Origin of the sequence: Paenibacillus qinlingensis (assembly GCF_031455095.1) — a bacterium.
GTDB classification, from domain to species: Bacteria; Bacillota; Bacilli; order Paenibacillales; family NBRC-103111; genus Paenibacillus_E; species Paenibacillus_E qinlingensis_A.
Genome location: NZ_JAVDSB010000003.1, coordinates 196,854 through 220,436, shown reverse-complemented (window position 1 = coordinate 220,436; position 23,583 = coordinate 196,854). Strand labels below are relative to the sequence as shown.

General features: G+C 44.5%; 21 protein-coding genes. 3 read left to right on the top strand and 18 right to left on the bottom strand.

What is annotated here, in order from left to right; translation table 11 throughout:
• Nucleotides 1–202 precede the first annotated feature (202 nt).
• On the top strand, nucleotides 203–1,417 hold the full coding sequence (locus tag J2736_RS11750) for a PASTA domain-containing protein (protein WP_310226708.1): 1,215 nt from the start codon (nucleotides 203–205) through the stop codon (nucleotides 1,415–1,417).
• 549 nt (nucleotides 1,418–1,966) lie between these two features.
• Here the strand turns inward: J2736_RS11750 and cysI are convergent.
• The 12 genes from cysI to J2736_RS11695 form a co-directional block, all read right to left on the bottom strand.
• Nucleotides 1,967–3,688 carry an assimilatory sulfite reductase (NADPH) hemoprotein subunit gene (gene cysI, locus J2736_RS11745; RefSeq protein ID WP_310226705.1) on the bottom strand — a complete coding sequence of 574 codons (1,722 nt, stop codon included), beginning with the start codon at nucleotides 3,686–3,688 and terminating at the stop codon, nucleotides 1,967–1,969.
• Nucleotides 3,689–3,726: 38 nt separating this feature from the next.
• Entirely contained in the window at nucleotides 3,727–5,553 is a 1,827-nt protein-coding gene (locus tag J2736_RS11740; protein ID WP_310226703.1) for an assimilatory sulfite reductase (NADPH) flavoprotein subunit, read from the bottom strand.
• Nucleotides 5,554–5,762: 209 nt separating this feature from the next.
• On the bottom strand, nucleotides 5,763–6,605 hold the full coding sequence (locus J2736_RS11735) for a carbohydrate ABC transporter permease (protein WP_310226702.1): 843 nt from the start codon (nucleotides 6,603–6,605) through the stop codon (nucleotides 5,763–5,765).
• Between the two features lie 15 nt (nucleotides 6,606–6,620).
• Entirely contained in the window at nucleotides 6,621–7,499 is an 879-nt protein-coding gene (locus J2736_RS11730; RefSeq protein ID WP_310226700.1) for a carbohydrate ABC transporter permease, read from the bottom strand.
• Nucleotides 7,500–7,580: 81 nt separating this feature from the next.
• Nucleotides 7,581–8,918: an ABC transporter substrate-binding protein gene (locus tag J2736_RS11725; RefSeq protein WP_310226699.1), complete on the bottom strand. Its 1,338-nt coding sequence runs from the start codon at nucleotides 8,916–8,918 to the stop codon at nucleotides 7,581–7,583.
• Nucleotides 8,919–9,044: 126 nt separating this feature from the next.
• Nucleotides 9,045–10,634 carry a response regulator gene (locus tag J2736_RS11720; RefSeq protein ID WP_310226698.1) on the bottom strand — a complete coding sequence of 530 codons (1,590 nt, stop codon included), beginning with the start codon at nucleotides 10,632–10,634 and terminating at the stop codon, nucleotides 9,045–9,047.
• A gap of 3 nt (nucleotides 10,635–10,637) precedes the next feature.
• Nucleotides 10,638–12,440 (bottom strand): sensor histidine kinase, encoded by a 1,803-nt coding sequence (locus J2736_RS11715; RefSeq protein WP_310226695.1) that lies wholly within the window; start codon nucleotides 12,438–12,440, stop codon nucleotides 10,638–10,640.
• A 123-nt stretch (nucleotides 12,441–12,563) separates the two neighbouring features.
• Complete coding sequence (gene sda, locus J2736_RS34300) at nucleotides 12,564–12,734, bottom strand: sporulation histidine kinase inhibitor Sda (RefSeq protein WP_397340517.1); 171 nt, start codon at nucleotides 12,732–12,734, stop codon at nucleotides 12,564–12,566.
• A complete protein-coding gene (locus J2736_RS11710; RefSeq protein WP_157256816.1) occupies nucleotides 12,727–12,894 on the bottom strand; it encodes a hypothetical protein in 168 nt (55 codons plus the stop codon). Before J2736_RS11710 ends, sda begins: the two co-directional genes overlap by 8 nt.
• Nucleotides 12,875–13,027: a hypothetical protein gene (locus J2736_RS11705; protein ID WP_310226691.1), complete on the bottom strand. Its 153-nt coding sequence runs from the start codon at nucleotides 13,025–13,027 to the stop codon at nucleotides 12,875–12,877. Before J2736_RS11705 ends, J2736_RS11710 begins: the two co-directional genes overlap by 20 nt.
• A 96-nt stretch (nucleotides 13,028–13,123) precedes the next feature.
• Nucleotides 13,124–13,393 carry a late competence development ComFB family protein gene (locus J2736_RS11700; RefSeq protein ID WP_310226689.1) on the bottom strand — a complete coding sequence of 90 codons (270 nt, stop codon included), beginning with the start codon at nucleotides 13,391–13,393 and terminating at the stop codon, nucleotides 13,124–13,126.
• Between the two features lie 51 nt (nucleotides 13,394–13,444).
• Nucleotides 13,445–16,150, bottom strand: coding sequence for an alpha-L-rhamnosidase (locus J2736_RS11695; RefSeq protein ID WP_310226687.1), 2,706 nt, complete (start codon nucleotides 16,148–16,150; stop codon nucleotides 13,445–13,447).
• A 234-nt stretch (nucleotides 16,151–16,384) separates the two neighbouring features.
• Here J2736_RS11695 and J2736_RS11690 point away from each other — a divergent pair, with 234 nt between their 5' ends.
• On the top strand, nucleotides 16,385–16,903 hold the full coding sequence (locus J2736_RS11690; protein WP_310226685.1) for a metal-dependent hydrolase: 519 nt from the start codon (nucleotides 16,385–16,387) through the stop codon (nucleotides 16,901–16,903).
• Nucleotides 16,904–16,951: 48 nt separating this feature from the next.
• Here the strand turns inward: J2736_RS11690 and J2736_RS11685 are convergent, their stop codons facing one another.
• Nucleotides 16,952–18,703 carry a sensor histidine kinase gene (locus J2736_RS11685; protein ID WP_310226683.1) on the bottom strand — a complete coding sequence of 584 codons (1,752 nt, stop codon included), beginning with the start codon at nucleotides 18,701–18,703 and terminating at the stop codon, nucleotides 16,952–16,954.
• A 353-nt stretch (nucleotides 18,704–19,056) separates the two neighbouring features.
• Here J2736_RS11685 and greA point away from each other — a divergent pair, with 353 nt between their 5' ends.
• Entirely contained in the window at nucleotides 19,057–19,527 is a 471-nt protein-coding gene (greA, locus tag J2736_RS11680; RefSeq protein WP_310226681.1) for a transcription elongation factor GreA, read from the top strand.
• A gap of 55 nt (nucleotides 19,528–19,582) precedes the next feature.
• On the opposite strand, the gene murI is transcribed toward greA, so the two are convergent.
• The 5 genes from murI to J2736_RS11655 all read right to left on the bottom strand — a co-directional run bounded on the left by murI (nucleotide 19,583) and on the right by J2736_RS11655 (nucleotide 23,482).
• Entirely contained in the window at nucleotides 19,583–20,356 is a 774-nt protein-coding gene (gene murI / locus J2736_RS11675; RefSeq protein WP_310226679.1) for a glutamate racemase, read from the bottom strand.
• A gap of 30 nt (nucleotides 20,357–20,386) precedes the next feature.
• Complete coding sequence (locus J2736_RS11670; RefSeq protein WP_310226676.1) at nucleotides 20,387–21,190, bottom strand: Cof-type HAD-IIB family hydrolase; 804 nt, start codon at nucleotides 21,188–21,190, stop codon at nucleotides 20,387–20,389.
• A 92-nt stretch (nucleotides 21,191–21,282) separates the two neighbouring features.
• Nucleotides 21,283–21,813 (bottom strand): ATP-dependent Clp protease proteolytic subunit, encoded by a 531-nt coding sequence (locus J2736_RS11665; RefSeq protein ID WP_310226673.1) that lies wholly within the window; start codon nucleotides 21,811–21,813, stop codon nucleotides 21,283–21,285.
• A gap of 272 nt (nucleotides 21,814–22,085) precedes the next feature.
• The gene (locus J2736_RS11660) at nucleotides 22,086–22,400 is read right to left on the bottom strand and encodes an MGMT family protein (protein ID WP_310226671.1); all 315 of its coding nucleotides are present in this window, start codon (nucleotides 22,398–22,400) and stop codon (nucleotides 22,086–22,088) included.
• Nucleotides 22,400–23,482 (bottom strand): lactonase family protein, encoded by a 1,083-nt coding sequence (locus J2736_RS11655; RefSeq protein WP_310226668.1) that lies wholly within the window; start codon nucleotides 23,480–23,482, stop codon nucleotides 22,400–22,402. The genes J2736_RS11660 and J2736_RS11655 overlap by 1 nt, the downstream gene beginning before the upstream one ends.
• Nucleotides 23,483–23,583 lie beyond the last annotated feature (101 nt).

The window sequence follows — 23,583 nt, the reverse complement described above, 5'->3', positions numbered from 1 at the left end:
TTACTCGATGTTGGACTCGCTTTATCATCCATGCCATCGCCATACAGGTATTTCGAACTATTTTGATAAAATTCCACAAATTTTTCACTTGCTTCTGTATTTTTTTGTAACGAGTACTCCTAAATTCCTATCCGCCTTCGAATCCTTTATAATAAAGTGTAAGTGCAAACCAATCACACACGCCAGAGAGGATGGTTATTCCATGCCCGATCGAATAGGTACACGATACGTGCCAAGTACACAAATCGTCTCTTTCCCTCATGGAACTCTCCATTATGGTGATGATGTATTTCTGACCCGCAAAGTATTACTGTATCGTAACGTGCTTCGTCACAATCAACTCGGTGTCGATTACATAAGCTCACTCCAGGATAAAGCTGCGTTTATTCACGACGGATTTCATCACATGTTGGATACATCTATCGCTGAAGATGCTGTCACCATTATCTTGCAAGCCAAAAGTGGTTCCCTCTTTTCCGATACGATGTACAAACATAAATGGTCTTACGCAGCCGTTGTCGCTATCATTAGCGACCTGGGTGTTTCTTTGTTGGATGCGATGGAGGAAAAGATTACAGGCTTTTCCGTCCGTCCAAATAACCTATGGATTACGGATCAGAACAAACTTTCCATCATCAACTACTGGGAAGCTGATGAACACGAAGAGCAGAGTGCCATTGGGCTTTGCCGCTTAATGATTCAGTTACTTACCGGGAATGAAATGATCTCCGATAGGTTCGAGGTTATGCATACGAGTCTGGAGCGGGCTTCCATTCCAAGTGCAACGACAGAGCAGAAACTTGCGCTTATTCGCCTCATCAAATTTATCTGCCATGGGCAATCATCCCTTTCTTCGCTCGTATTCGGACTTCGGAGCTTACCTCCTGCCGCACCAAGCAGTATCAGCGAGCAGATAACGGCCCCTTTCCAGCTCGGAGCAGTGGAAGCGGCCGTTGATACTCAGCCTGATGCACAGCGTTCGCGCTTTGACACTGAGAGCCTTACGCGTTCAACGCGTTCAGCAAAACGAATTGCACTAGGGGCCGTTTCGGCACTAGTTGTAGGCGGCTTTGCCGTATGGTATCTTTGGCCGGAGCCTAAAGTCGTCCAAACCGTCGTCATCATCTCGCCTACACCTACGAGTACGCCTGACGCGAGCGTAAGTCCAAGCGCCACCGTGACTGCGAAGTTGACGGACACAAAGGAGCTACCCGAGAAAACCGTCGTACCGAATCTCGTCGGCCAAACACAAGAGGCTGCGGAGCAGATGGCCTTAGCCGCTGGACTCCACTATAATTTTCTCATTGAAACTAGCACACAAGCCAAAGGCATTGTCACAAAGCAGGAACCAAAAGCTGGTACAGAGAGCTTAAAAGAGGATAATGTAACGTTTTGGGTGAGCAAGGGGGCACAGTGATAGGATAGCGTTGAGTGTGAAGAAGAGGCGCCTTGTGCGACTCGGATGATTCGCACGCGCAACGGGAGGAGCTACGGGACTCAGGAGAAGTAACTCGAGCTCCCCGCTCAGGTTAACTGTAAAATCTACAGTTAATTTTTCTCATATTCGCTCTTTTTGGCATTTAGATGGAAAAACTACAGTTAAATTTCAGTTGTTTGCGGATCTCTCAGCATTTCCCTGAAATTAACTGGAGTTTTTCCAGTTATTATGAAATTTCATACGAGATCAAAGGAAATAGATGGAGTTTTTCCATTTATTCAACTACGACAACCCTTCCTCCATTCACTCACATCAGTTCACTCGGTGCATGTAATCTCACGTCGCAATCCTTATCTTCACTTGTCTAAACTACTCTCACATCGCCTTAGTTTAACTCACCACACTTCAACTCACGTCATTCCATTATCTTACTTCAATCCCCCTATTACAATTTCATCTCCTCCACTCTCACCGAACAAAAAAAAGAGCAGTTCAAGTAGTAACCTACTTAATCTGCTCTTTCTCCAATTACGCGTGGAAATCTTGACCGGAACGAACTTCCTTCACATAGCCAGCTCGAATGACGAAGTCACCGAAGTGCTCATCACTTTGACGCTCTTTGGCGTAGTGAGGGATAATCGTTTGCAAGGAATCGAGAATCTCGGATTCGCCAATGTTTTCTTTGTACAATTTATTCAAACGGTTTCCTGCGAATCCGCCACCTAGATACATGTTGTACTTCCCTGCCGCTTTACCGATGAATGCAAGCTCAGCTAGCATTGGTCGTGCGCAGCCATTCGGGCAACCCGTCATCCGGATTGTAATCTCTTGCTCGCGAAGGCCTACACCTTCAAGAATAGCTTCGACTTTGGTAATCAAAGAAGGCAAGTAACGTTCGGATTCTGCCATTGCAAGTCCGCAAGTCGGGAACGCCACGCAAGCCATCGAGTTTCTGCGCAAGGCAGAGAAGTGAAGACCATCCGTAATGCCGTGCTCTTTGATTATCTCTTCGATTTTCTTCTTTTTCTGAGCGCTTACGTTGCCGACGATCAAGTTCTGATTCGACGTGAGACGGAAATCACCCGTGTGGATCTTCGCAATTTCGCGAAGACCTGTCATCAGACGGTAGTCCCCATCATCCATGACACGGCCATTTTGAATGAACATCGTGAAATGCCATTTTCCGTTGCTGCCTTTTACCCAACCGTAACGATCTCCATTTGATTCAAAATGGAATGCACGAGTTGGTTCCAGGTTCCAACCAAGACGCGTTTGCAGTTCATTCACGAACCACTCAATGCCGCGATCGTCGATTGTATATTTGAAACGAGCGTGTTTACGAACGGAACGATCACCGTAATCACGTTGGATCATTACCGTTTTCTCAGCTAGATCAACAGCTTGCTCCGGTTTAATGAAGCCGATCACTTGACCAACTTGCGGATACGTTTTGACATCTCCGTGAGACATCCCCATACCGCCACCGACGGATACGTTAAAGCCCACCAAACGGCCATTTTCAATGACCGCAATATAGCCAAGATCCTGCGAGTACACGTCTACATCGTTAGATGGCGGAACTGCGATACCGATTTTGAACTTACGCGGCAGGTACACTGGCCCGTAAATTGGTTCTTGCTCTTCACCGTCGCGGCTATCCACGATTTTCTCGCCGTCTAACCAAATCTCATGATACGCTCTCGTACGTGGGTCCAAGTGGTTGGAGATGCGATTCGCCCACTCATACACCTCGCCATGAACTTCGGATTGGTAAGGATTCGGGTTGCACATCACGTTACGATTCACGTCACCACATGCCGCAAGTGTACTTAGCATGGACGCATTAACTTCTTGAATCGTTTTCTTCATGTTCCATTTGATTACACCATGTAACTGGAAAGATTGACGAGTCGTAAGACGAATCGTACCATTTGCATACTTCTGAGCAACACGATCCATCATCAACCATTGGTCAGAAGTTACGATACCGCCAGCAGCACGTACGCGCAGCATGAACTGATAAGCAGGCTCTAGCTTCTGCTTCGCACGTTCATTACGCAAGTCACGGTCGTCCTGCATGTAGCTGCCATGAAATTTCATCAAACGGTTGTCATCCTCGGGGATGGAACCGGTGATGCGATTTTCAAGTGTTTCTTCTAAACTGCCGCGCAAATAATTACTGCGGATTTTAATTTGTTCAACATCACTATGCGGCGCACTATTCTTCGATAGTAAATTATTTTCTGACATCTTGAGCTTTCTCCTCTACCGATCGCGGGGATCCTGTTTTAATAAACATCCCGTTGATAACGTTTTTGCTGTTGCATATTAGCCAAATATTGCACGGCTTCTTCGTTATTTAAACCGCCCTCTTGCTCAATAATCGTGAGCAGCGCAGCATTCACATCGTGTGCCATTTTCTTCTCGTCACCGCAAATATAGACAACAGCGCCTTCTTGCAGCCATTGATAAACCTCGCGACTTTTTTCTAACATGCGGTTCTGCACGTATACTTTTTGATCCGTATCCCGGGAGAAAGCTACGTCTAACTTCGTTAGTACGCCATCTTTCAACCAACGCTGCCACTCAACTTGGTACAAGAAGTCTGTAGCGAAGTGTTGATCTCCATAGAATAACCACGTTTTGCCATCTGCACCCGTCTCTTCTCTCTCTGCGAGGAAAGAACGGAATGGCGCTACCCCAGTACCAGGTCCAATCATGATAATTGGCGTTTCTGGGCTCTCAGGCAATTTGAAATTCGGATTGCTCTGAATGTAAACCGGTAATGCTGCACCTGATAGTGCGCGCTCAGCCAAGTGAACGGAAGCGACGCCATAACGGTTGCGACCATTCGCTTCATAGCGAACCGAACGTACAGTGATGTGTACTTCATCCGGTGAAGCTTTGGATGAACTTGCGATCGAATACAAACGAGCAGGCAATTTGCGAAGCACGGCTACGAATTGACTAGCAGACACACCTTGTAAGGAGAAGTCTTGCACGAGATCCAATAGATCGCGGCCAGCGATGTACGATTTCAACTCAGCTTCATTGCCAGCGGCAACAAGTGTATGAAGCTTCTCGTTAGACGTTAACTTTGCCACTTGCTCGAGCAAAGGTTTCGTCAGTACCGTAATTTCGAAGTTACGAGTAAGCGCTTCTTGTAACGGACGCTCTTCTCCATTTTTGTTTACAGCAACTGGTGTGCTGGCATTCCAGTCCATGGCTTGAATCAGTTCAGTAACTAGACGCGGATGATTCTCCGGGTATACACCCAAGCTGTCACCTGGTTCATATTGGAGATTGGAACCCTCTAAGGAGATTTCCACATGGCGCGTTTCACGATCGGAACCGCGGCCGTTCAAGTTCAAGTTCTCAAGCACTTCCGCTTGGAACGGATTCGTTCTGGAGTATTCCGACTCCGTGGAAGGGGCACTTCCAGCCGTTGCAGCAGAACCACCAACAACAGCACTAGCCGATGCAGCGTTCAAAGCAGCCAAAACGCCAGAAACCCAAGCTGCAGCTGGCTCGTCAAAATCAACATCACAATCAACACGTTCAGTTAAGGATGTAGCGCCAAGTTCTTGCAAACGCTTATCAAAGTCTTTACCTGTTTGACAGAAGAATTCATACGATGTATCACCCAAGGAAAGAACGGAATAACGAAGTTCTTCTAATTGAGGTGCTCTTTTGCTATGAAGGAATTCGTAGAATGAGATCGCATTGTCCGGTGGATCACCTTCGCCATGCGTACTAACGATCATCAAAAGGTTTTGAACCTTTTTCAAGTTGTTCGGTTTGAAGTCGCTCATCGAGGAGAGCGTTACTTGGAACGACTGCTCTTCTAGTTTTTTAGCTAGCTTTTTCGCCAAGCCATGGGAATTACCCGTTTGTGATCCGAAAAGGACAGTTACTTCTTTGGAAATGACAGCTTGACTAGCCACAGCCGTTGGAACGGAAGTTGCCGGCACTGCCGCGGAATTTGTCGAACCTTGTTGAGCTGTTAAGTAGCCACTCAGCCAAATACGTTGAGTATCCGTTAACGTTGGTAGGACACGGTTGAGCAATTCAACTTGCTCTTGGTTAAAAGGACTGTTTAAGACTTGAAGTTCCAACAAAATCCACCTCATCAGCATGTATTGATAAGCTTTGCTATTTTTCGCACTATTTTTACTCTCCATTGAAACCTATCATACGTGCGCACCATAGGTCAATTAGAATCATCTTATGAGACTTATAAGGGGAATTGATATATGGTGAAATGAGTACTTTTCATGCAAAAAATGACCCCAAAATGGGGTCATTCCAACATTTATATCCATTATTATCCTTTCACGGCAGACCCGACGGTCATCGCCTTCTCCACTTGCTCACTAAAGAGGATATAAACGAGCACGGTTGGCAAGCTGGCAATTGTCATTGCTGCCCCCATTGCCCCCCAATTCGTTGTAAACTGACCTTGGAAGAACAGTAATCCCAGCGGTAAGGTTTTCAGCGATTCTTTCGTAATTAAAATGAGTGCCATCGTGAATTCATTCCAAGAGGATAAGAATACGAAAATGACCATCGTCGCCATTGCCGGTTTTATAATGGGTAAAATAATGGTATAAAACGTCCGATATATGCTTGCCCCATCCATACACGCAGATTCTTCTAGTTCAACAGGAATGGAACGGAAGAAGCCATAGAACACCATGCTGGAGAACGATATATTAAAGGCAATATAAGGAACGATGAGTGCACCATATGTGTTAGCTAAGTGGAAATCACGAACAAGAATAGCCAATGGGATCATGATGACTTGGACGGGAATGAACATCCCGATGACCACATAGATTCTGGCCACCTCTTTGAATCGCCAGTGCATGCGAGCTACCGCATAGGAAAAAGTGACAGAGAGAATTATCGTCCCTACAACCGTACATGCTGCAACTAACAAGCTGTTGCTAAAGTACTGCGGTACATTAAACTTGGACCATGCATCCACATAATTTTCAAAGCGAAAATGGGTGGGAATCCCGAAAGGATTCGTTACGAAAATTTCATTATTATTTTTCAGTGAATAGAAAATCATCCACAATAACGGATACACGGACAACCCCGCATACACCCATAGAAGGATGCCAAGGAGCGGATTTTTTTTGCGCAATTTGAGTAGACCGTTCATCTCTAACATCCTCCTTTAAAAGGTAATACGTTCACGTGCGATAAGTTTGTTAATTGCTAATGTGACAATCAAACATTCAATAACAAGGAACGCTGCTGCTGCACTGCCATAGCCGAACTCGCCTACGCGGAAAGCGGAACGGTACATCAAGTAAGTCAATGTATAAGTGGAGTTCCCTGGCCCGCCGCCTGTCATGATAAACATGTTAGCAAAAGCGTTCAACCCGCCTGTAATCGCGAGGACTAAGCAAAATTTATACGTCTCAGCCAACATCGGAATCGTAATTTTCATATGTGCTTTGAATTTGGATGCGCCGTCGATACGGGCAGCCTCTAAGTACTGTTCAGGTACAGACTTCACAGCGGCAAGAAGCAGAGCGAACTGGTAGCCCATATACTGCCATGCATTTACGAAAGCAATCGCGAAAATCGCAGTTTTACTGTTCGTCAACCAATCTTGACGATAGGAGATCCCCAGCGCTTCAAACACCTTGTTGATCAGCCCATATTCACTGTTATACATCGCCAACCAGAGCTGACAGACAACGGTAATCGAAAGCACAACCGGTATAAAGTAGGAAATGCGTAGAATCTTACTCCCTTTGAAACCCTCTGCTACGGCAAAAGCGAGCACCGAGCCAATCCCAATTTGTACAACGGCTAGGATGCCTGCAAACACGAGTCCGTTATAGAGGGACGTGTAGAAAATACTGTCTTGAAACAATCGCGTGTAGTTGTCTAGAAAAATAAACGTGCCCTCACTGAGGCCATCCCATTCAAAGGTACTGCGGTAAAAGGTCTGTAAAATCGGATAAAACACGATCACTGTATACAAAAGGAGAGCCGGCAGCGTAAACAGCATAATGGCCGCTTTATTTCCCAAGAATTTGCGCATGTCATCACTTCCCTTGTAGAGTAGAAGACTCACCTAAGGACTGACGCTCCACGGTGAGTCTTCCATGTCATAGAATCACATTTATTTCGCTGGTACAGCTGCTTTATTCAGATCTTTCACGAATTGATCGGACGTGTAGTTACCTGTCATTAGGTTTTGTGTAGCATCTTCAAGTGCTGCTTTGAACTTCGGATTGGACAAGCCCCATGAGAACGCTGTTGTGCTTGTGATTTTCGGAATATCCTTGGAAAGCTGATCCATCATTGGAGGGAACTGCTTCACAATCGGTTTGTCTACTTTCGTTGCTACGATCGGGTTGCTGCGGTTCGTATACTTGTACTCGGCATATTTCAAGGAGATGAATGAAGCAACTTTCGCTGCTAGCTCTTTATCTTTGGTGTTTGCGGATACTGCGTATCCACCAGGACCACCGCTACCGCTGAACGCTGTTTTGCCTTTTTCATACGCAGCTGCATCCGCCGCTGGCAAGTACATGTAGCCGGCTTTGTCGCCAAGTGCTTTGGTTGCAGCTTCAATTTCCCATTGACCGTTGATGAACATCGCTGCTTTACCTTCATGGTAAAGTGCAGCGGCTTGATCATAGTTCAAGTTCGTTGCGCCTTTTGGCAGCATGCCTGCTTTTACAAGCTCGATAATTTTATCTGCTGCTGTTTTGTAGGCTGCGTCTTCTGCTTTCGCTGTACCTTTATCCAGCTTGTTGATACCGCCTGCATCAGCACGAGTTACAAACATGTCATACAGCGCTACGCAAGGCCATTTTTCTTTGGCGAAAATGGAAAGCGGTGTAATCCCTTTACCGTTGAACGTTTTAACAGCTGTCATCATTTCATCGTACGTTGTCGGTACTTTCACGCCGTTTTGTTGGAACAAGTCTTTGTTGTAATACAGGAGTGCTACTTCATTACCTGCATACGGGAATGCGTACGTGTGCCCATCATCCGTCACCAATGTGTTCATGGCGCTTGGCTGCATTTTATCCTTGAAGCCAAACTTCGTGACATACTCATCCAACATCAAGATGTTATTGGACTTTTTGAACGTATCAATGATGTCTAGACCCGCTTGGAAAATATCTGGCAAATTACCAGTCGCTGCATATGTCTTCAACTTCTGTCCATCATCTTGTGCTTGAATATCCAGCTCTAGCTCAACATTCGGCATTTCCTTTTTCAACTCAGCTACTGCATAGTCATAAGGTGTTTTCGTATCTTCATCTGCATACTGAGCATAAATTCTTAATTTAACTGGTTTTGCATCCGTCTTAGCTGGCGCCGTCGTTGCTGCAGCTGTTGCTGCTGGTGCCGCGCTGGTTGTTTCCTTCGGTGTTTCTGTGGAACCGCAAGCTGCTAGGCTAGTTGCCGCGAGTAAGCTTACGAGAGTAACTGCCATCTTTTTCATGTGAAGACCTCCCAGGAATTCTTGTGCGTTTCTCCTATTTACATCCTCAGTATAGAAGGAAAAAACCCCAGTGATAATGGAATAACTGAGGGCTTCTTGTAAAATCCGCACATTCGTGTGCAGCACTTATAAGCGATTATTCTCATACTCACTAGGCGAGTAGCCAAAGAATTTCTTGAAACTTTTGCTAAAATAACTAGGATCATTGACCCCAATCTGCTCCGCAATATCCGCCAAGCGAATGTTTCCCTTGCCCAGTAATTCCTTCGCTTTGTGCATGCGAACGTGCGTCACGTAATCCGTTACCGTCATGCCGATCTCTTTCTTAAATAAGGCTCGGAGATAGCTGGGGTTAATAAACACCTGCTGGGCAATCTGATCTAACTGAAGCTCAGAATTCATATATTGCCCCTCGATGTATTCTTTGGCTGATTGCGCGATCTTCGAGGATCTCGTCTTCTTGTGCTTATTCGTATATTGAATCGCCTTCGCGAAAAGTTCTTTAATCCAAGCTGACGTACTCTCAATTGATCCTAATCGTTTGATTTCACTATACGGATAAAAGTTTTCACCATAGCAATCTGCAATGGGATGCCCCATCTCGGTGACGTAAGATAGGCAAACAGAGATTAAACCCATTGAAATCACATAGGTATATTCTAAAGAAAGGCGTTGCTCGCGAATGGATTGGAAAACTTCTTCCAATTTCTCTTCTAGCTTATCCGCATTATGCATGCGTAACAGCACAAGTAGTTCCTCGTTGACTTCCGTCGGGTAGAGAGCCTGCTTGCCAGAATCAAGCACATTGGAACCGTAGGCAATCACACGATCATTGCCTAATACGAACTTGTTCTGAAGTGCTTCTAGCGCCTCTATATACGAGATTCGAATACCGCCGTAGCCAGACTGACTGCGACCAACACCGATGGTGATCGTGAATTTCAAGTATTTTTTGATTAGAAAAATAAGCTTCTCATACCCCTCTAACGCCGGAACCTCAAGATCCTTTGCCCCTTGGTGCTCGACCAGACAAATAATCCGCCCCTCTGGCCCGTTGAAGATGAGATGATGACCCGTTTCCTCCAGCGCTTCATTCAAAATATTCGTAACCGCATATTTCCACAGCAAGCGTTCGCTCACTTGATTCCATTTGACATCCATATGGTCAATCTCGATACAAGCCACGACAAACAAGGATGAAGCGAACGACTCTCCTAGTTGCTGGAGCTTCAGCGACGTTTCCTCTGGAGAATGGTGATACTCACTGCTGAGTAAATGGTTGAAGTAACTTTCCTTCATCAATTGTTGATTTTCTTTCAGCGTGGATCTTTCTTCGCGTGCTTTTTCGTGCTCCTTCTGCAACTTTAATAGCGTTAACACAAGTTCATCCTTGGAGAAGGGTTTTAAAATATAATCCTCTACACCTAATTTAAGCGCTTTACGCGCATAATCAAATTCATTGTGACCTGTAATGAGCACCACACTCGTTGCTGGATAATGCTCCTTTAATTGTTCTGTTAGGGTCAAACCATCCATAAAAGGCATTGTAATATCTACAAGCGCGATATCGGGCCGATGCAATTGAACTTGTTCAAGGGCTTCGATCCCGTTCTTCGCTTCCGCACAAAGCTCAAACCCATAGGCCTCCCAATCTAATGCTGAACGCAAATATTCTCGAAAAATGGATTCATCATCCACGATTAATATTTTCTGCATGCTCTACTCCTTCTCCTCACACCCAAAAGGCAACCATAGTGTCACTTCCGTGCCCTGTCCCAGTTCACTTGTAATTTGCAAGCCATATTCGTCCCCATAATACAACTGAATACGGTCATTCACATTTTTGAAACCATATCCTACGGCCTCCTGAGGTGTCTCCGTCTTTTTTACGATAGCCGTGAGACGATCAGCATCCATGCCCACGCCATCATCGGCGACAATGATTTTTATTTTGGCATCGACAATTTCACCGGTTACTTTGAGAAGCCCAAGGCTTCCTTTTGTTTTGAGCCCGTGATAAATGGCATTCTCAACTAGCGGCTGAATAGTCAGCTTCGGAATTTGACCTTGGAGCACATCGTTATGAATCTCAAACTCATATGTAAATACATCAGAATAGCGAATTCGCTGTATGGATAAATAGTCTTTCACATTACGAATCTCTTCTTCAATTGTGATTGTTTCACGGCCTTTACTAAGCGCTGCGCGGTAGAAATCTGCCAACGCTTTCGTCGTCCGCTGCACATCACGGGTTCGTCCCATTTCAGACAAGGTATAGATGACATCCAACGTATTATAGAGGAAATGCGGCTTAATCTGCGCTTGAATGAGCGCCAGCTCGTATTCCCGTTTCTTCTTTTGCTCCCAATTAATATTGGTCAAAAGCTCTTGAATTCTCCGAATCATGGCATTAAACCCAGAGGACAGCATGCCAATCTCATCTTCTGAATTCACTTGAAATTCCATGTCTAAGCTGCCTTCCTTGACCTTCTTCATGTATTTCGTGAGTCCCATAATGGGCTTGGCAATCAATTGCGAGAGCAAGCCTGCGCCAAGAAGGGCAAAAAAGAGGCAAACGATACCTAGCAGCACGATAAGCAACGTAATTTTGCGGGTATCTGCCGTTAACGAGGCTAGTGGTGCCATTGAAATTAATTTCCATCCAAAGCTAGGTACATCGGAGCTGACCACTAGCGTTTTCTCATATTCAAAAGAGGTGGGCTCAGAGGCATGCTTACTCGAAGTGATCCAACGCTTCATCTCCGGAATCGCAACTTCTTGGAGCACATCCGCAGGATGCTGAGACGAAATTACGATACCTTCATCATCCACGATAAAATAGCTCCCGTCTTGGATGGAGCCGATTTTCTGATAAATCGCCGATAACGAGCTCTCCTTGATATTGAGCACAAGTAAGCCAAGCTTCTGACCTGTATAAATATTCACGATTCGTTTCCCCAGCGTCATTACGGTCTCGTTCGAACCTTGGGTTAAATAATCCCTGCGCTGCATAGGAAACCAAATATTGTTGCCGCTCGATGTATCGATTTGTTTCAGCATAGGGCTCGTTGGGATCCAATCTCGATTTCGCTCCATGAGGACATTCGAACCATAAATCCGATTATTCGTATCGATGAAAGCCGCTGACTGGACATCAGGAAACACAAGCAGGGCAAAGCTTAGTTGATTCGTAATCTGCGTGTACATCTGCAGGCTCGTCTCCGACGCACTCATGGACAGAGGATCCTCGACGATAACCTTATTAAGATTAATCGTCAACATATTTGCACAGCTCTCTACATTCGTTAACATACCCGTGATGCGGGTAATAATGAGGGAGGAGTTGTCCGAGACATTTTTGATCGTTTTCTTCACAATGGCGTTCGTATAGACTTGGTTCGAAACAAAACCAAGTACAAACAAGGGAACGAAGATCAGCGGGAAATAAATAAGTATGATTTTATATCGAATGCGCTGGTTTCGAAACCAATGTGTCGGAATTAGCTTATGAATGATGCTCATATTTATTTGGCCCCCTTTTGCGAAACAAAAAAAATCCCTTACGTGCAACGTCAGGAACTCCCTGTCCGTTACATTGTAAAGGATTCATACCATTTTTAAAACTGAACTTTCATGGCGTGTATATTAACTTGTACTTTCTAGACTGTTCTCATGAAATAAGCTAATCTGCCTTGCTTGAATTTCTAATAGTAAAAAAAGAAGAAATTCCTTGCTGAGCTTCATTCGGCTTGCATTTATATAGGCATCTACCAGCGTGTCATTAGATATTGCTTTCAAATTATCGCGATCATTCATTGTGCAACAACCATTTCGGGTTTTCTTCTAACATAGACATCATTTTCTTCATCGATTGTTGAATTTGTTCATCGGAGGGCAGGCATATATTGCCATAAGATTGTTGTACAACATCCGTTAACACCGAATCAAAAATGCCATTAAATTGCTCTGATTTCACATGAACCCCTCCTAATTTTCATTAATTTGGAAATTCCTTCTTCTATCTTAGCTTGTAGTGCGCAAAAAAACAGCGCATTTATTTTTGCATCTCTTACATCTTTTTTTTCTATATTATGTAATTTCGTTTGCATTCTGGGGTATGTGGTAACTAAAAAAAGCCGCTATCCTCGTTAGAACGGGGATAGCGGCGTATGCCTATCTGCTATTTGATGCCAAGCTCCTTGCCTCTACTCACGATGATGTAGATGATGCTCAACAAAAGTCGATGCTTCCATTAATTCACGCATAACGTCTGATTGTAATTGTCGATCCGTAAATTCACCTTTTACGTATAGATGTCCCTTCTCACTGGAAGTATAACGCGGCGGAAGTCGGTTCAGCGCTATGGCCAATATATCTTGTTGGCACGTTAAACAAACACACTTCAATTCATAGTTTTTCCGAAATTCTTCGAACAACTGCGTGACCACGGTTTCCATTGCATTGACGATAGCCATCTAGCAACTCTCCTCTTTGAACATTCATTACGTCTATTATACTCGATAAACTTAGAATGACAAAGATTTGGTAGTCGTAGATTCTACACGGAAATGATAGACACCGGATCCTAGCTCAATGCATACATGACCTTCTACTTCTTGGGCTCCATGAAGTGCCGATATACCTGTTACCTTTTGCCCATGACAGGTCACAGCTGTAAGCGTAGTTCCCCGTAGGAGTACATCCCCGCTAGTATTCGGTGGCAGTTGGAACGTATAATTGACAGCACCATCTTCTTCGATCTGCCATTCACTCCGAACCTCCCCATAATTTGTGACGAGGGAAGCCTTGGCATAGGTGAGACTAGAGTCTGGTCGTGGCCGGAAAAGAACTCTTTTGTACCCTGGCTGCTGATCATCTGAGTCTAGACCCGCTACTTTCCGATACAACCAATCGCCAATGGAACCGTAAGCATAATGATTATAGGAATTCATATCATCGCTCCAGAACGTACCATCCGGTTTGATGCCATCCCAATGCTCCCAAATCGTAGTCGCACCTTGATGGATTGGGTACAGCCAGGAAGGATAATCTTCTTGCAGCACAAGTTTAACAGCCACATCATGATAGCCATTCTCCGATAGTACGTGGCACAAATAGGGTGTACCGACGAAGCCTGTTGTCAGGTGATAATTTTGTTCCTTCACATACGCTGCTAAAGTAGCTGCTAATCGTTCTTTTGTTGACCCTTGCACTAAGCCGAACATGAGCGGCAGCACATGCGAAGTCTGCGTGTGTCCAGCCAACCTGCCGCTTGGCGTCACAAACTCCGCGGTAAAAGCATCAACAATGCGCTCATAGAGCGCTGTGTAGGCTGCCACATCGGCTGTGTGTCCAAGTACTTCAGCCGTTTTGACAAAGAGCGAAGTCGAATAGGCATAGAAGCAAGTCGCAATTAAATCTTTTGGCGTAGCCCCAATATAGCTGCCCTCTTTGGCATCAAGCCCTAACCAATCCCCGAAATGGAAGCCCGTTTGCCATAAAAATTCGTTCTCGCCCTGCTGGCGGATGTAGTTTATCCACCCTTTCATACTCTCATATTGCTCTTCCAAAACTCGCTTATCTCCATAAACTTGGTAGAGCGTCCATGGGCAAATCACAGCTGCATCTCCCCAAGCAGCAGAAGAATGATCCTTCTCATTCAGAACGTGCGGAATAACGAAAGGTACCCCGCCGTCTTCTCGCTGGTCGGCTTTCAAGTCTCGCAGCCATTTACTGAAGAATAGCGCCACCTCATAATTAAAGGCTGCTGTTCTTATGAACACTTGGGCGTCCCCCGTCCAGCCTAACCTTTCGTCACGCTGTGGACAGTCGGTCGGCACATCGAGGAAATTGCCGCGTTGTCCCCACACGATATTGCGCTGCAGCTGATTTAAGAGGGTATTGGAGCATTCAAAGGAGCCCTTCGCTGTCATATCCGTATGGATAACCAACCCTGTGAAGGCAGCGGCATCGAAAGCCACATCCTGCGGCCATCCAACAACTTTGACATAACGGAAGCCTTGAAAGGAGAAATGCGGCGCATACGTTTCCTCCCCACGTCCACTGCACACATAGATCACCTGTTGCTTTGCCGACCGCAGATTGCCAATATAGAAATTACCTTGTGCATCCAGCACTTCCGCATGCAGCAATTCAATGCGACTACCCGCAGGTAAACTCACCCGCAGCTGCACTTTCCCTACCATATTTTGCCCAAAATCAAGCACAGTTTCTCCTAATGGGGTTTCTAGCACAGCGATTGGCTGCACCTGCTCCGTTACGCGAGATGGCTCATTCTCCTGCATGACCAGTGTTTCTTTACTCTCGTTAAGTACAGTAACTGAAGCCCATGATGTATCCGTATAACTAGGGAGACTCCAACCTGTAAGCTCCAAGCCCGCGTCGTAAGTCTCACCATGATACAGTTCAGACATCCGAACAGGACCGAGTGAAGCTCGCCAGGAAGAATCGCTGAGAATCACTTCTTCTGTTCCATCTTCATAAACAATATGAATTTGCAAAAGCAGCGCTCTTACGCTTCCATAAATATTTCGCTGATGTGTCCATGCTAGATTGCCTTTGTACCAGCCATTTGCCAGAACTGCACCAATGGTGTGCTGGGTTCCAACTGTCAGCGCGTTCGTTACATCGTAGCTCTGAACCTGCAAGCGATGCTTGTAACTGGTCCAGCCTGGGGTCATTTCCCAATCGCCAACGCGCGATCCATTCAGCTCCAGCTCATAGACACCGTGACTTGTGGCATAGATGGTCGCTTTGCTAACTGACTCACGCACAGCAAAGGTTTTGCGGAGATAGTAGGCTTCTTCTGCATCTGGATCGATTTGGTTTGAATCCGGTGTAATCCACTCCGCTTGCCATTCTGATGCCTGCAGCTGACCCATTTCCCAGTAAGCGGTTTCACTCCAAGGCGATTCTACACCTGACTGATTCCAAACTTTGACTCGGTAGAAATAACGCGTTCGCGATTGTAATTCTGGTCCCTCATAGACAATAAGAACAGATTGATCTGACGCAATTCGATCCGTATCCCAGACGACATATGCTGGATCGAAGCTACTTTCATGCGTGCTAACCTGAAGATGATAAGCAGCTTGAAGCGTTGCGTTGATATCCGTTTCAATTTGCCACGTGAAGCGTGGCTGAGCGGTATCCAATCCGAGTGGATTGACGCGGTACTCACAATGCAAAGTAGAAATGCGTATGAAACTCATGGACTATTCCTCCTAGTTCGACGAACGATCGTATGCGATGTCCGTGCCATTTTGGGCACCTATACGTTCTATTGTAATGGATCAAACCCGTTGAAATTAAGGTGTATCCAGACATCTATATAGGTGAAATACGACAATATTACATTTATCTTGCGATCCCCTTAATTTCCATGTATATATCGAATAGTATAAAGTTATATCGAACTCATTGATAAGATAGGAAGGCGTTTTGTTATGCTGCAAAAGACACATAGTGTTGCTGGAATGATTGCTGCCGAAATTGTGCTCATTCATGGCGACATCAGCTTCTTCACTTGGGATGCCGCAGGCTCCATATTACTTGGTTGCTTGGCGGGCACCTTAGCCGACGTTGATAAACCAGGGTCCACGATGGCCAAGGTTCTGTTCCCGTTATCTGCTTTGCTACATGTTTTGAAAATTAAGCATCGAACATTAACACACTCCTTGCTCTTTATGGCATTGCTAGCGGTGATCAGCCTACCACTAACCCCTTTGTATTTCTGGGTATTCATCCTTGCTTATGCCTCACATCCATTAATTGACCTACTGAATGATCGAGGTGTCCAGCTATTCTGGCCAATTCCGCTCAAAATACGTTTGGTTCCCAAATGGATTGCCATCGATACGGGCTCAGCGAGTGAAACGGTATTTCGTTGGCTGCTCCTAGTAGCTTGTCTGGTCATTCCGTTCTGGAACTATGTGTTGCCCTATTTGCCTTATTCCCTCACATAATGAACAAAAAATCGCTTATTTGGCTGGCCAAATAGCGATTTTTTTAATTTATTGCATAGGTATCGAAAGCTCGAAGCATATGAAGCCATCTTCTACCTTAACCTCGATTGTGCCCCTATAATACTCAACACGTTCTTTTACTACCGGCAGGCCGAGCCCTTGATGCCCACCTTCTGACTTCGTACTATAACCAATTGTGAATAAATCCGTCTCTTCCTCGAGATTAAACGCAGAACTTACCCGATTCTTCACGGAAATCTTGACATCATTCGCTTCCTTCCAACCGGTAACAGACACTTCACGCTCTTCAACTGGAAATTTACTTGCCTCATCAAAAGCATTATCAATTAAATTGCCGATAATTTTCACGAGATCCACCGATTTCACTCCGAGTGATAACCCATCCAGACCCTTGAATTCATAGCTAAAGGCAACTTTGGTTCTCATGGCGAGAGTAATTTTCGATTGAATTAAAGCGGCGATAGCAGGCTGACCAATTCGAATAATGTCATTGACCTCATTAATTTCCTCAATTAATTCTTCCATGTACTTCATTTGATCTTCTTTCTTTCCATTGGTCAATAAAGCATAAAGTGTTTGCACGTGATTAAGGAAATCATGACGTTGACTGCGAATCGTCGCAAACATGAGATCCACATTTTGAATGTACATTTCCTGTGTGGTCTGAACAGCTGTTTCACGTGATATTGAAAAGAAGCCAAATATCAGAATCACAAGAATACAGCTAAACACGGTAAAGAGTACGATGATTATTAATACACGAACAAGCTGGCTGGATAACGACTTTTGAATGGTCTGATAGTCGGAAACGATCGTAATAACATAAGGAATTTCACGTTGAACTTCCGTTATTTTCGCTTTAATCGGGACATACACAAATGTCTTTAGAATCGGCTTCCCATGATAACTTTCTACTACACTTACAGGTTCACCGTTCGCTATGGCAAGCTTAAAATTGTTATAATCATTCACATTCTTCATATTATACGTACCGAAGAGCAGGGGGCGATCATAGACAGAGACGAAACTTTCACCATTAGCCTTTCTAAATTCCTTCGGTTGGGTTCCAAATGTCTTCCCATTAAGTCCAGCAATCTCCAAAATTTCTGGGTTTGAAGCCAGTGTTTTTTTCACTATCGTATCTGAACCAACGATGTCCTTGAACTTCTGAATCTTATTCGCATTCACAAACGCACAAATGAGATAATTCGTCGTTCCGTCGTAATAATAACCGAATTTGCTAATATCACTGGACCCCGAAGCTGGCACTTCATAAATACCTGTCCAGAAATTCGGTAGCTTGTAACCCTCCGAGATGGTGACGTTTTTGAATTTTAGCAGTTGATCAAAAGCTGTGAACCAATAGCCAAATGAACTTGTACTTGTGATAGAAAGCTCTTTAGGTTCAGATGATTTACCAACCATAATGTCATCCCCAACACCACTTCGCTTCATGAGTGAAAATCCATCTACATTCGCTTCAGCGGCAAGAGCAACTAATTGCTCATTCGTTACTTTATCAATATCTGGGTTAAGCTTACTCTTAGCAAAGATGGCTGCGGAACGCAATTGTTCGCCAATTAAATCCTCGACGTAAAAGGCCCCTGCCTCCGACTGCTCAATCGAGGTTCGAATTTGGTTCGCTGCGGATGCCATCTGCTCGGATAGCGACTTGGTTAACAGTGATTTGGTGTACCAATAGTAGGACGTATTGTTCGTAACTAACAACAAAATAACAATAATAAAAGTGATATAAATAATTCTAGTATTAATTCTCATGTAGGTTGTCACACTTTCCTTATTTTGTATGCTAAAAATTACAGTTTTTCCGAAAATTTTTTCATATTCAGTTGTGTGAAGGCGCAGAAACTTCTCATGCTATGTTAGTATAGTAGCTGAACAAAAGGTTGTCTATCAATTAAAAGTATTTACCGCCTTTATCTGTTAAAATTACTTAAATATTCATAATCCCCTAGATTCTGTAGGAATATTTTAGGAAATAAAAGCAACCTTACCGTGTAAACATCCCGTCTAGTGCTCTCTCCACAAATAATTCCTTGTGCCGATTGCTTTACTTGTCTCATAGACTTTAGTAGTATAGCTAATATCGAATGAAACGAGGTGCTTGGCTTTTGTCTAATGATGAAATCATATTGACCCCGGAGGGTTTACGCAGTTTAGAGCTAGAGCTTGAAGATCTGAAAACAGTGAAACGCAGGGAATTAGCAGAACGTATTAAATTGGCTATCTCCTACGGTGATCTCAAGGAAAATAGTGAGTATCATTCCGCGAAGAATGACCAGTCTTTTATGGAAACACGCGTTCTAACGATTGAACGAATGCTAAAAAAAGCAAAGGTAGTAACGAATACCTCCACATCCAAAGTACAAGTTGGTTCTACGGTCGTATTGAATGATGTGGAATTTGCCGAAAAGATCGAATACAAAATCGTCGGCAGCTCCGAAGCCGATGTCAACGAAAATAAAATTTCTTACGAAAGCCCACTTGGCATTTCTCTCATGAATAAATCAGTAGGTGATGTCATTAGTGTGAACGCACCTATGGGCATCATTAGTTACGAGCTTCTCGAGATTCGTATCTAATTCATCACAAAAAAGCAGTCTACACCTATTTTTTCTAGGTTTAGACTGCTTTTTGTTATTGTGCAGCTTGCAGAACGGCTAGCGCCTTTCTCATTTTCGCTATGTAAGCGGCATCTGAGCTCGAGCACATCCATTTCACTTGTGCGTCCCCTGTGCCCTGCAGCTGTTCGCTGTCCTGTAACACTTGCATTAAGTGATTCACAGTCCCTTTGCTTCCGTCTACAATGTGAATGTGACTCGGTAGAATCCGACTTAAAATCCTGCTATAAAAGGGATAATGTGTGCAGCCCAGCACGACGGTACCGTAGGCTGTCAGATCGAAAGGCGCCAATTTTTGATTAAAATAATCCATAATCTGCGGTCCATCCATCAAGAGATTTTCACAAAACTCTACAAGTTCAGGCAGCGGCACTGAATCTACCATTCCCATATCATCTATCCGGGAAACGAGCTCTCTATATTTCGCTTGCTGTAACGTAAGCTGCGTGGCGAATACAAGCACTCTTTTGCCTGATGAGCGATTCATCTCTAGGGCTGGCTTCACGGCAGGCTCCATCCCAATGATGGGGATCGCATACATCTTACGCAGCTCAGCTATCGCAATGCTCGTCGCTGTATTACATGCAATGACTAGCGCCTTGATGTCCTCCTGAATAATCGTATCAACGGATTGCTTGACGAAGGCTAGAACCTCATCTTTTGATTTAATACCATAGGGAACATGCGCCGTATCTGCAAAATAAATATAATCTTCATGCGGCATTCTCTTCATGGCTTCGTTCAACACCGTGATTCCACCTAGACCTGAATCAAAAAAAGCAATTTTCATCCTAATCACCCTATTTATTAGCGTTCTATCTTATAGTAGTCCTGCTGTGACAAGTCCGTTACGTACGCCTTCTTCATCCACATGTGTCGTAACATGATCTGCGTATGGCAATAAATCTTTGTGGGAATTGCCCATTGCGATACCGAAACCGACATAAGACAGCATCTCCATATCATTCAAACCATCACCGAAAGCAACGGCGTCTTCCGGCTTCAAACCGACCAGCTCCAGCATCGCGGCGATACCTTGCGCCTTAGAACCGCCGGCTGGCAATACATCCATCGCATGCTCGTGCCAACGGATGAGCTTAAACTCCGAAAGCAGCTCTTCGTACAGATGTTCATCCTTCGATTCAATATGGAGGAAAATTTGATAAATATCGTTCGATTTCCAAAAATGCGGATCATAGCTTGGTAAATCAACTTTTAACGAGGAAACTGAGCTATGTACAAATGGGTGATCCTGCGCATCCGTCGCAAACGCATGCTGGCCCTCAAATACAAGTGAATGCTGATGCTTAGCAGCTATTGCAACTAGAGCTTCAATTGCACTCTTGGCGATTACACGGTGGTAAAGTGGCTCGCCTTTGTACACGGCATATCCGCCATTTAAACATACATAGGAATCAATGCCAAGCAGCTCGGCCAGTGGCTTGATGAAATAAGGAGCTCGTCCTGTTGCAATAACGGGTTCAATTCCGCTTGCTTTCAATTCGTGAATCGCCTTAACGGTGCTTTCAGGCACCTGCTTGTCCTCATTAATTAACGTGCCATCAATATCAAAAAATACAATTTTGTACACAGTAGGCTCTCCTTTGCAGTCGGAAGCAGTCATTGCCGCTCCATGTCTCTTTCTCTCAATTAAACACCAAATGCTCGAAAAAAACAAAGAAAAAGAGAATCCCTTGGGCTTCTCTCCCGCTATGCCTATACGATGCTATCAATGATACCATAGGTTAACGCCTCTTCAGGACTCATATACCAGTTTCGTTGATGCTCTTTCACGCGAGCCAGTTCTTCGGCTTGCAGATTCGTTTTGGACAAGATACATTCATCGTAGATATTCTGCAGCCTCTGTGTTTCATCTACCCGATTCTTCAAATGCTCCAAATGCCCATCAATATGTGTTGACACGGAATGATACATGAAGGTGCTTAGCCTGCCTGCGTGTCTCTTGTGACCGCTAACCGCGATCAACAGACTCATACTGGCGGCGAGTCCGTACACATAGGTGTGAACGGGTGTTTTGCTGTTCTCGATCACATTAATCAGACCAAAGCCATCGTATACGCTGCCTCCGTTACTATTAATGATCAGATCGATGGGCACGCGTTTAAAGTCCTTTTCCTTCTTGTCTTTGTCATCATCACTTTGATTAATCTTCATAATTTGCTCGACAATCAGTTTCACTGAGGTCTTATTGATGCCATCGAATAGATAAAGGGTTCTGTCACTCATAACATGCCTCCTGTCCGTATGGCCTTGTATTACAGTAGTCTATTCGCCACTTTGAAACTTTGTAACTCTTTATGTGTTGTTTTCAGATTTTTGGGCGTTTAACTACCTACGGGATCTTCATGTCCATCGACCCAGAGGGGCTCTTCCATTCTCTCCTCCTATGAAGGCAAAACAAAACGCCGCTCTCACCACGATCACTGAAAGGACTTCATCCTCAGTAACCATGATAAAAACGGCATGTGCTTCACGACCAATGTCATATTATTTGTTTATTATTCCATTTCCGATCGAACTTGATATTTCTCAAGGGAAACTGTTAACTCATCCGTAACATGAACACCCTCCGACTCTAACAAAAACCTTTGCAACTGCGCACCTTCATCATCTTGGATGGCAATTTCACCTCGAACATTAAGTACTCTATGCCAAGGCAGTCGATGTTTCTTACTCATCGCATGCAAAATGCGTACAACTTGCCTTGCCGCTCTAGCACTTCCTGCTTGCCGCGCAACCTGACCATATGTCATAACATTGCCTTCAGGAATAGATTTAATAACGTGGAGTACCCTCTCTGTAAAAGGAGTCATTATGCCTCGAGAAACTTAATGCACACTGGCTGTGACATCTCGAGCACACTCCCAGTCGGAACAAGCTTCCCGGTAGCCTCATCACGTGAAAAACTTACAATATTGTCAGAATCCTTATTCGCTACTAATACAAATTTACCATCTGGTGAAATCCCAAAGTTACGCGGATGCTTCCCTAAAGTAGGTGCATGCTCTACAAGCGTGAGATGGCCTGTTAGTTCATCAATGGCATAGACAACAATGCTATCGTGTCCACGGTTGGAACCATACAGGAAACGCCCATCAGGTGAGATATGGATGTCGGCGCAAGCATTTTCACCATCGTAGGAGACTGGCAAAGTTGTTATATTTTGAAATTCAGAAAGTTGTCCTCGTTCTTCGTCATAGCCAAACGCCGTCACTGTAGATCCAAGCTCATTAATAACATATCCAAACTCGAAGGATGGGTGAAATACAAAATGTCGTGGTCCGGACCCAGGTTGGACTGAGACTTCATCATGTAGGATGAGACGCTTCGCTACGAGATCTAATTTATATAGAAAAATTTTATCAAGTCCTAAATCACAAGCACCGATAAAGCGATTCGCACGATCTACGAAAACAGAATGCGCACGCGGTCGATCCTGTACAGGAAGTAAACTTGCACCCTCATGCTGCCGAATATCAGCAGTAATCCCAATTTGACCATCCGCTAGAATCGGCGATAACCCCACCATACCACCATGATAACTAGTCACCATCACCACTTGGTTCGTGTTGTCTAACTGAATGTGACAAGTTGTAGCTGGCAAGGTGTTTTCATGATTGAGTAGATCTAATTCACCAGTCTCCAGATTAATTGTGTAGGCGCTAGCTGCTCCACATTTCTGCCCCTCTGTACCAACACCTTCACCAAGTGCGTAAAGTCTTGCATTGTCTGCATCTACAGCAAGAAAAGTTGGGTTTTGCAACCCAGAGACGTTGTGTTTTAATGTCAGACTCCCTGTTTCTGCATCAAATTGTGCTGTATATACCCCTGGATTCTTCGCATCGGCGTAAGAACCAATAAAAGCTAGTGTTTGTGTCGGTTGCTGCTTGTCCACGGATGTCACTCCCATTCATCTATTTTCACTATGTGCATTATCTCAAATCCTTGACTACGGGGCAACTTTTTATAGATGGAGGGGTATGTGGCAGTTCATAT

Bases quoted from the DNA above. Each gene is read 5' to 3' on its own strand.
- J2736_RS11750 (WP_310226708.1), top strand. From the start codon at position 203: ATGCCCGATCGAATAGGTACACGATACGTGCCAAGTACACAAATCGTC.
- cysI (WP_310226705.1), bottom strand. From the start codon at position 3,688: ATGTCAGAAAATAATTTACTATCGAAGAATAGTGCGCCGCATAGTGAT.
- J2736_RS11735 (WP_310226702.1), bottom strand. From the start codon at position 6,605: ATGAACGGTCTACTCAAATTGCGCAAAAAAAATCCGCTCCTTGGCATC.
- J2736_RS11730 (WP_310226700.1), bottom strand. From the start codon at position 7,499: ATGCGCAAATTCTTGGGAAATAAAGCGGCCATTATGCTGTTTACGCTG.
- J2736_RS11725 (WP_310226699.1), bottom strand. From the start codon at position 8,918: ATGAAAAAGATGGCAGTTACTCTCGTAAGCTTACTCGCGGCAACTAGC.
- J2736_RS11720 (WP_310226698.1), bottom strand. From the start codon at position 10,634: ATGCAGAAAATATTAATCGTGGATGATGAATCCATTTTTCGAGAATAT.
- J2736_RS11715 (WP_310226695.1), bottom strand. From the start codon at position 12,440: ATGAGCATCATTCATAAGCTAATTCCGACACATTGGTTTCGAAACCAG.
- sda (WP_397340517.1), bottom strand. From the start codon at position 12,734: ATGAATGATCGCGATAATTTGAAAGCAATATCTAATGACACGCTGGTA.
- J2736_RS11705 (WP_310226691.1), bottom strand. From the start codon at position 13,027: ATGCAAACGAAATTACATAATATAGAAAAAAAAGATGTAAGAGATGCA.
- J2736_RS11700 (WP_310226689.1), bottom strand. From the start codon at position 13,393: ATGGCTATCGTCAATGCAATGGAAACCGTGGTCACGCAGTTGTTCGAA.
- J2736_RS11695 (WP_310226687.1), bottom strand. From the start codon at position 16,150: ATGAGTTTCATACGCATTTCTACTTTGCATTGTGAGTACCGCGTCAAT.
- J2736_RS11690 (WP_310226685.1), top strand. From the start codon at position 16,385: ATGCTGCAAAAGACACATAGTGTTGCTGGAATGATTGCTGCCGAAATT.
- J2736_RS11685 (WP_310226683.1), bottom strand. From the start codon at position 18,703: ATGAGAATTAATACTAGAATTATTTATATCACTTTTATTATTGTTATT.
- murI (WP_310226679.1), bottom strand. From the start codon at position 20,356: ATGAAAATTGCTTTTTTTGATTCAGGTCTAGGTGGAATCACGGTGTTG.
- J2736_RS11670 (WP_310226676.1), bottom strand. From the start codon at position 21,190: ATGACTGCTTCCGACTGCAAAGGAGAGCCTACTGTGTACAAAATTGTA.
- J2736_RS11665 (WP_310226673.1), bottom strand. From the start codon at position 21,813: ATGAGTGACAGAACCCTTTATCTATTCGATGGCATCAATAAGACCTCA.
- J2736_RS11660 (WP_310226671.1), bottom strand. From the start codon at position 22,400: ATGACTCCTTTTACAGAGAGGGTACTCCACGTTATTAAATCTATTCCT.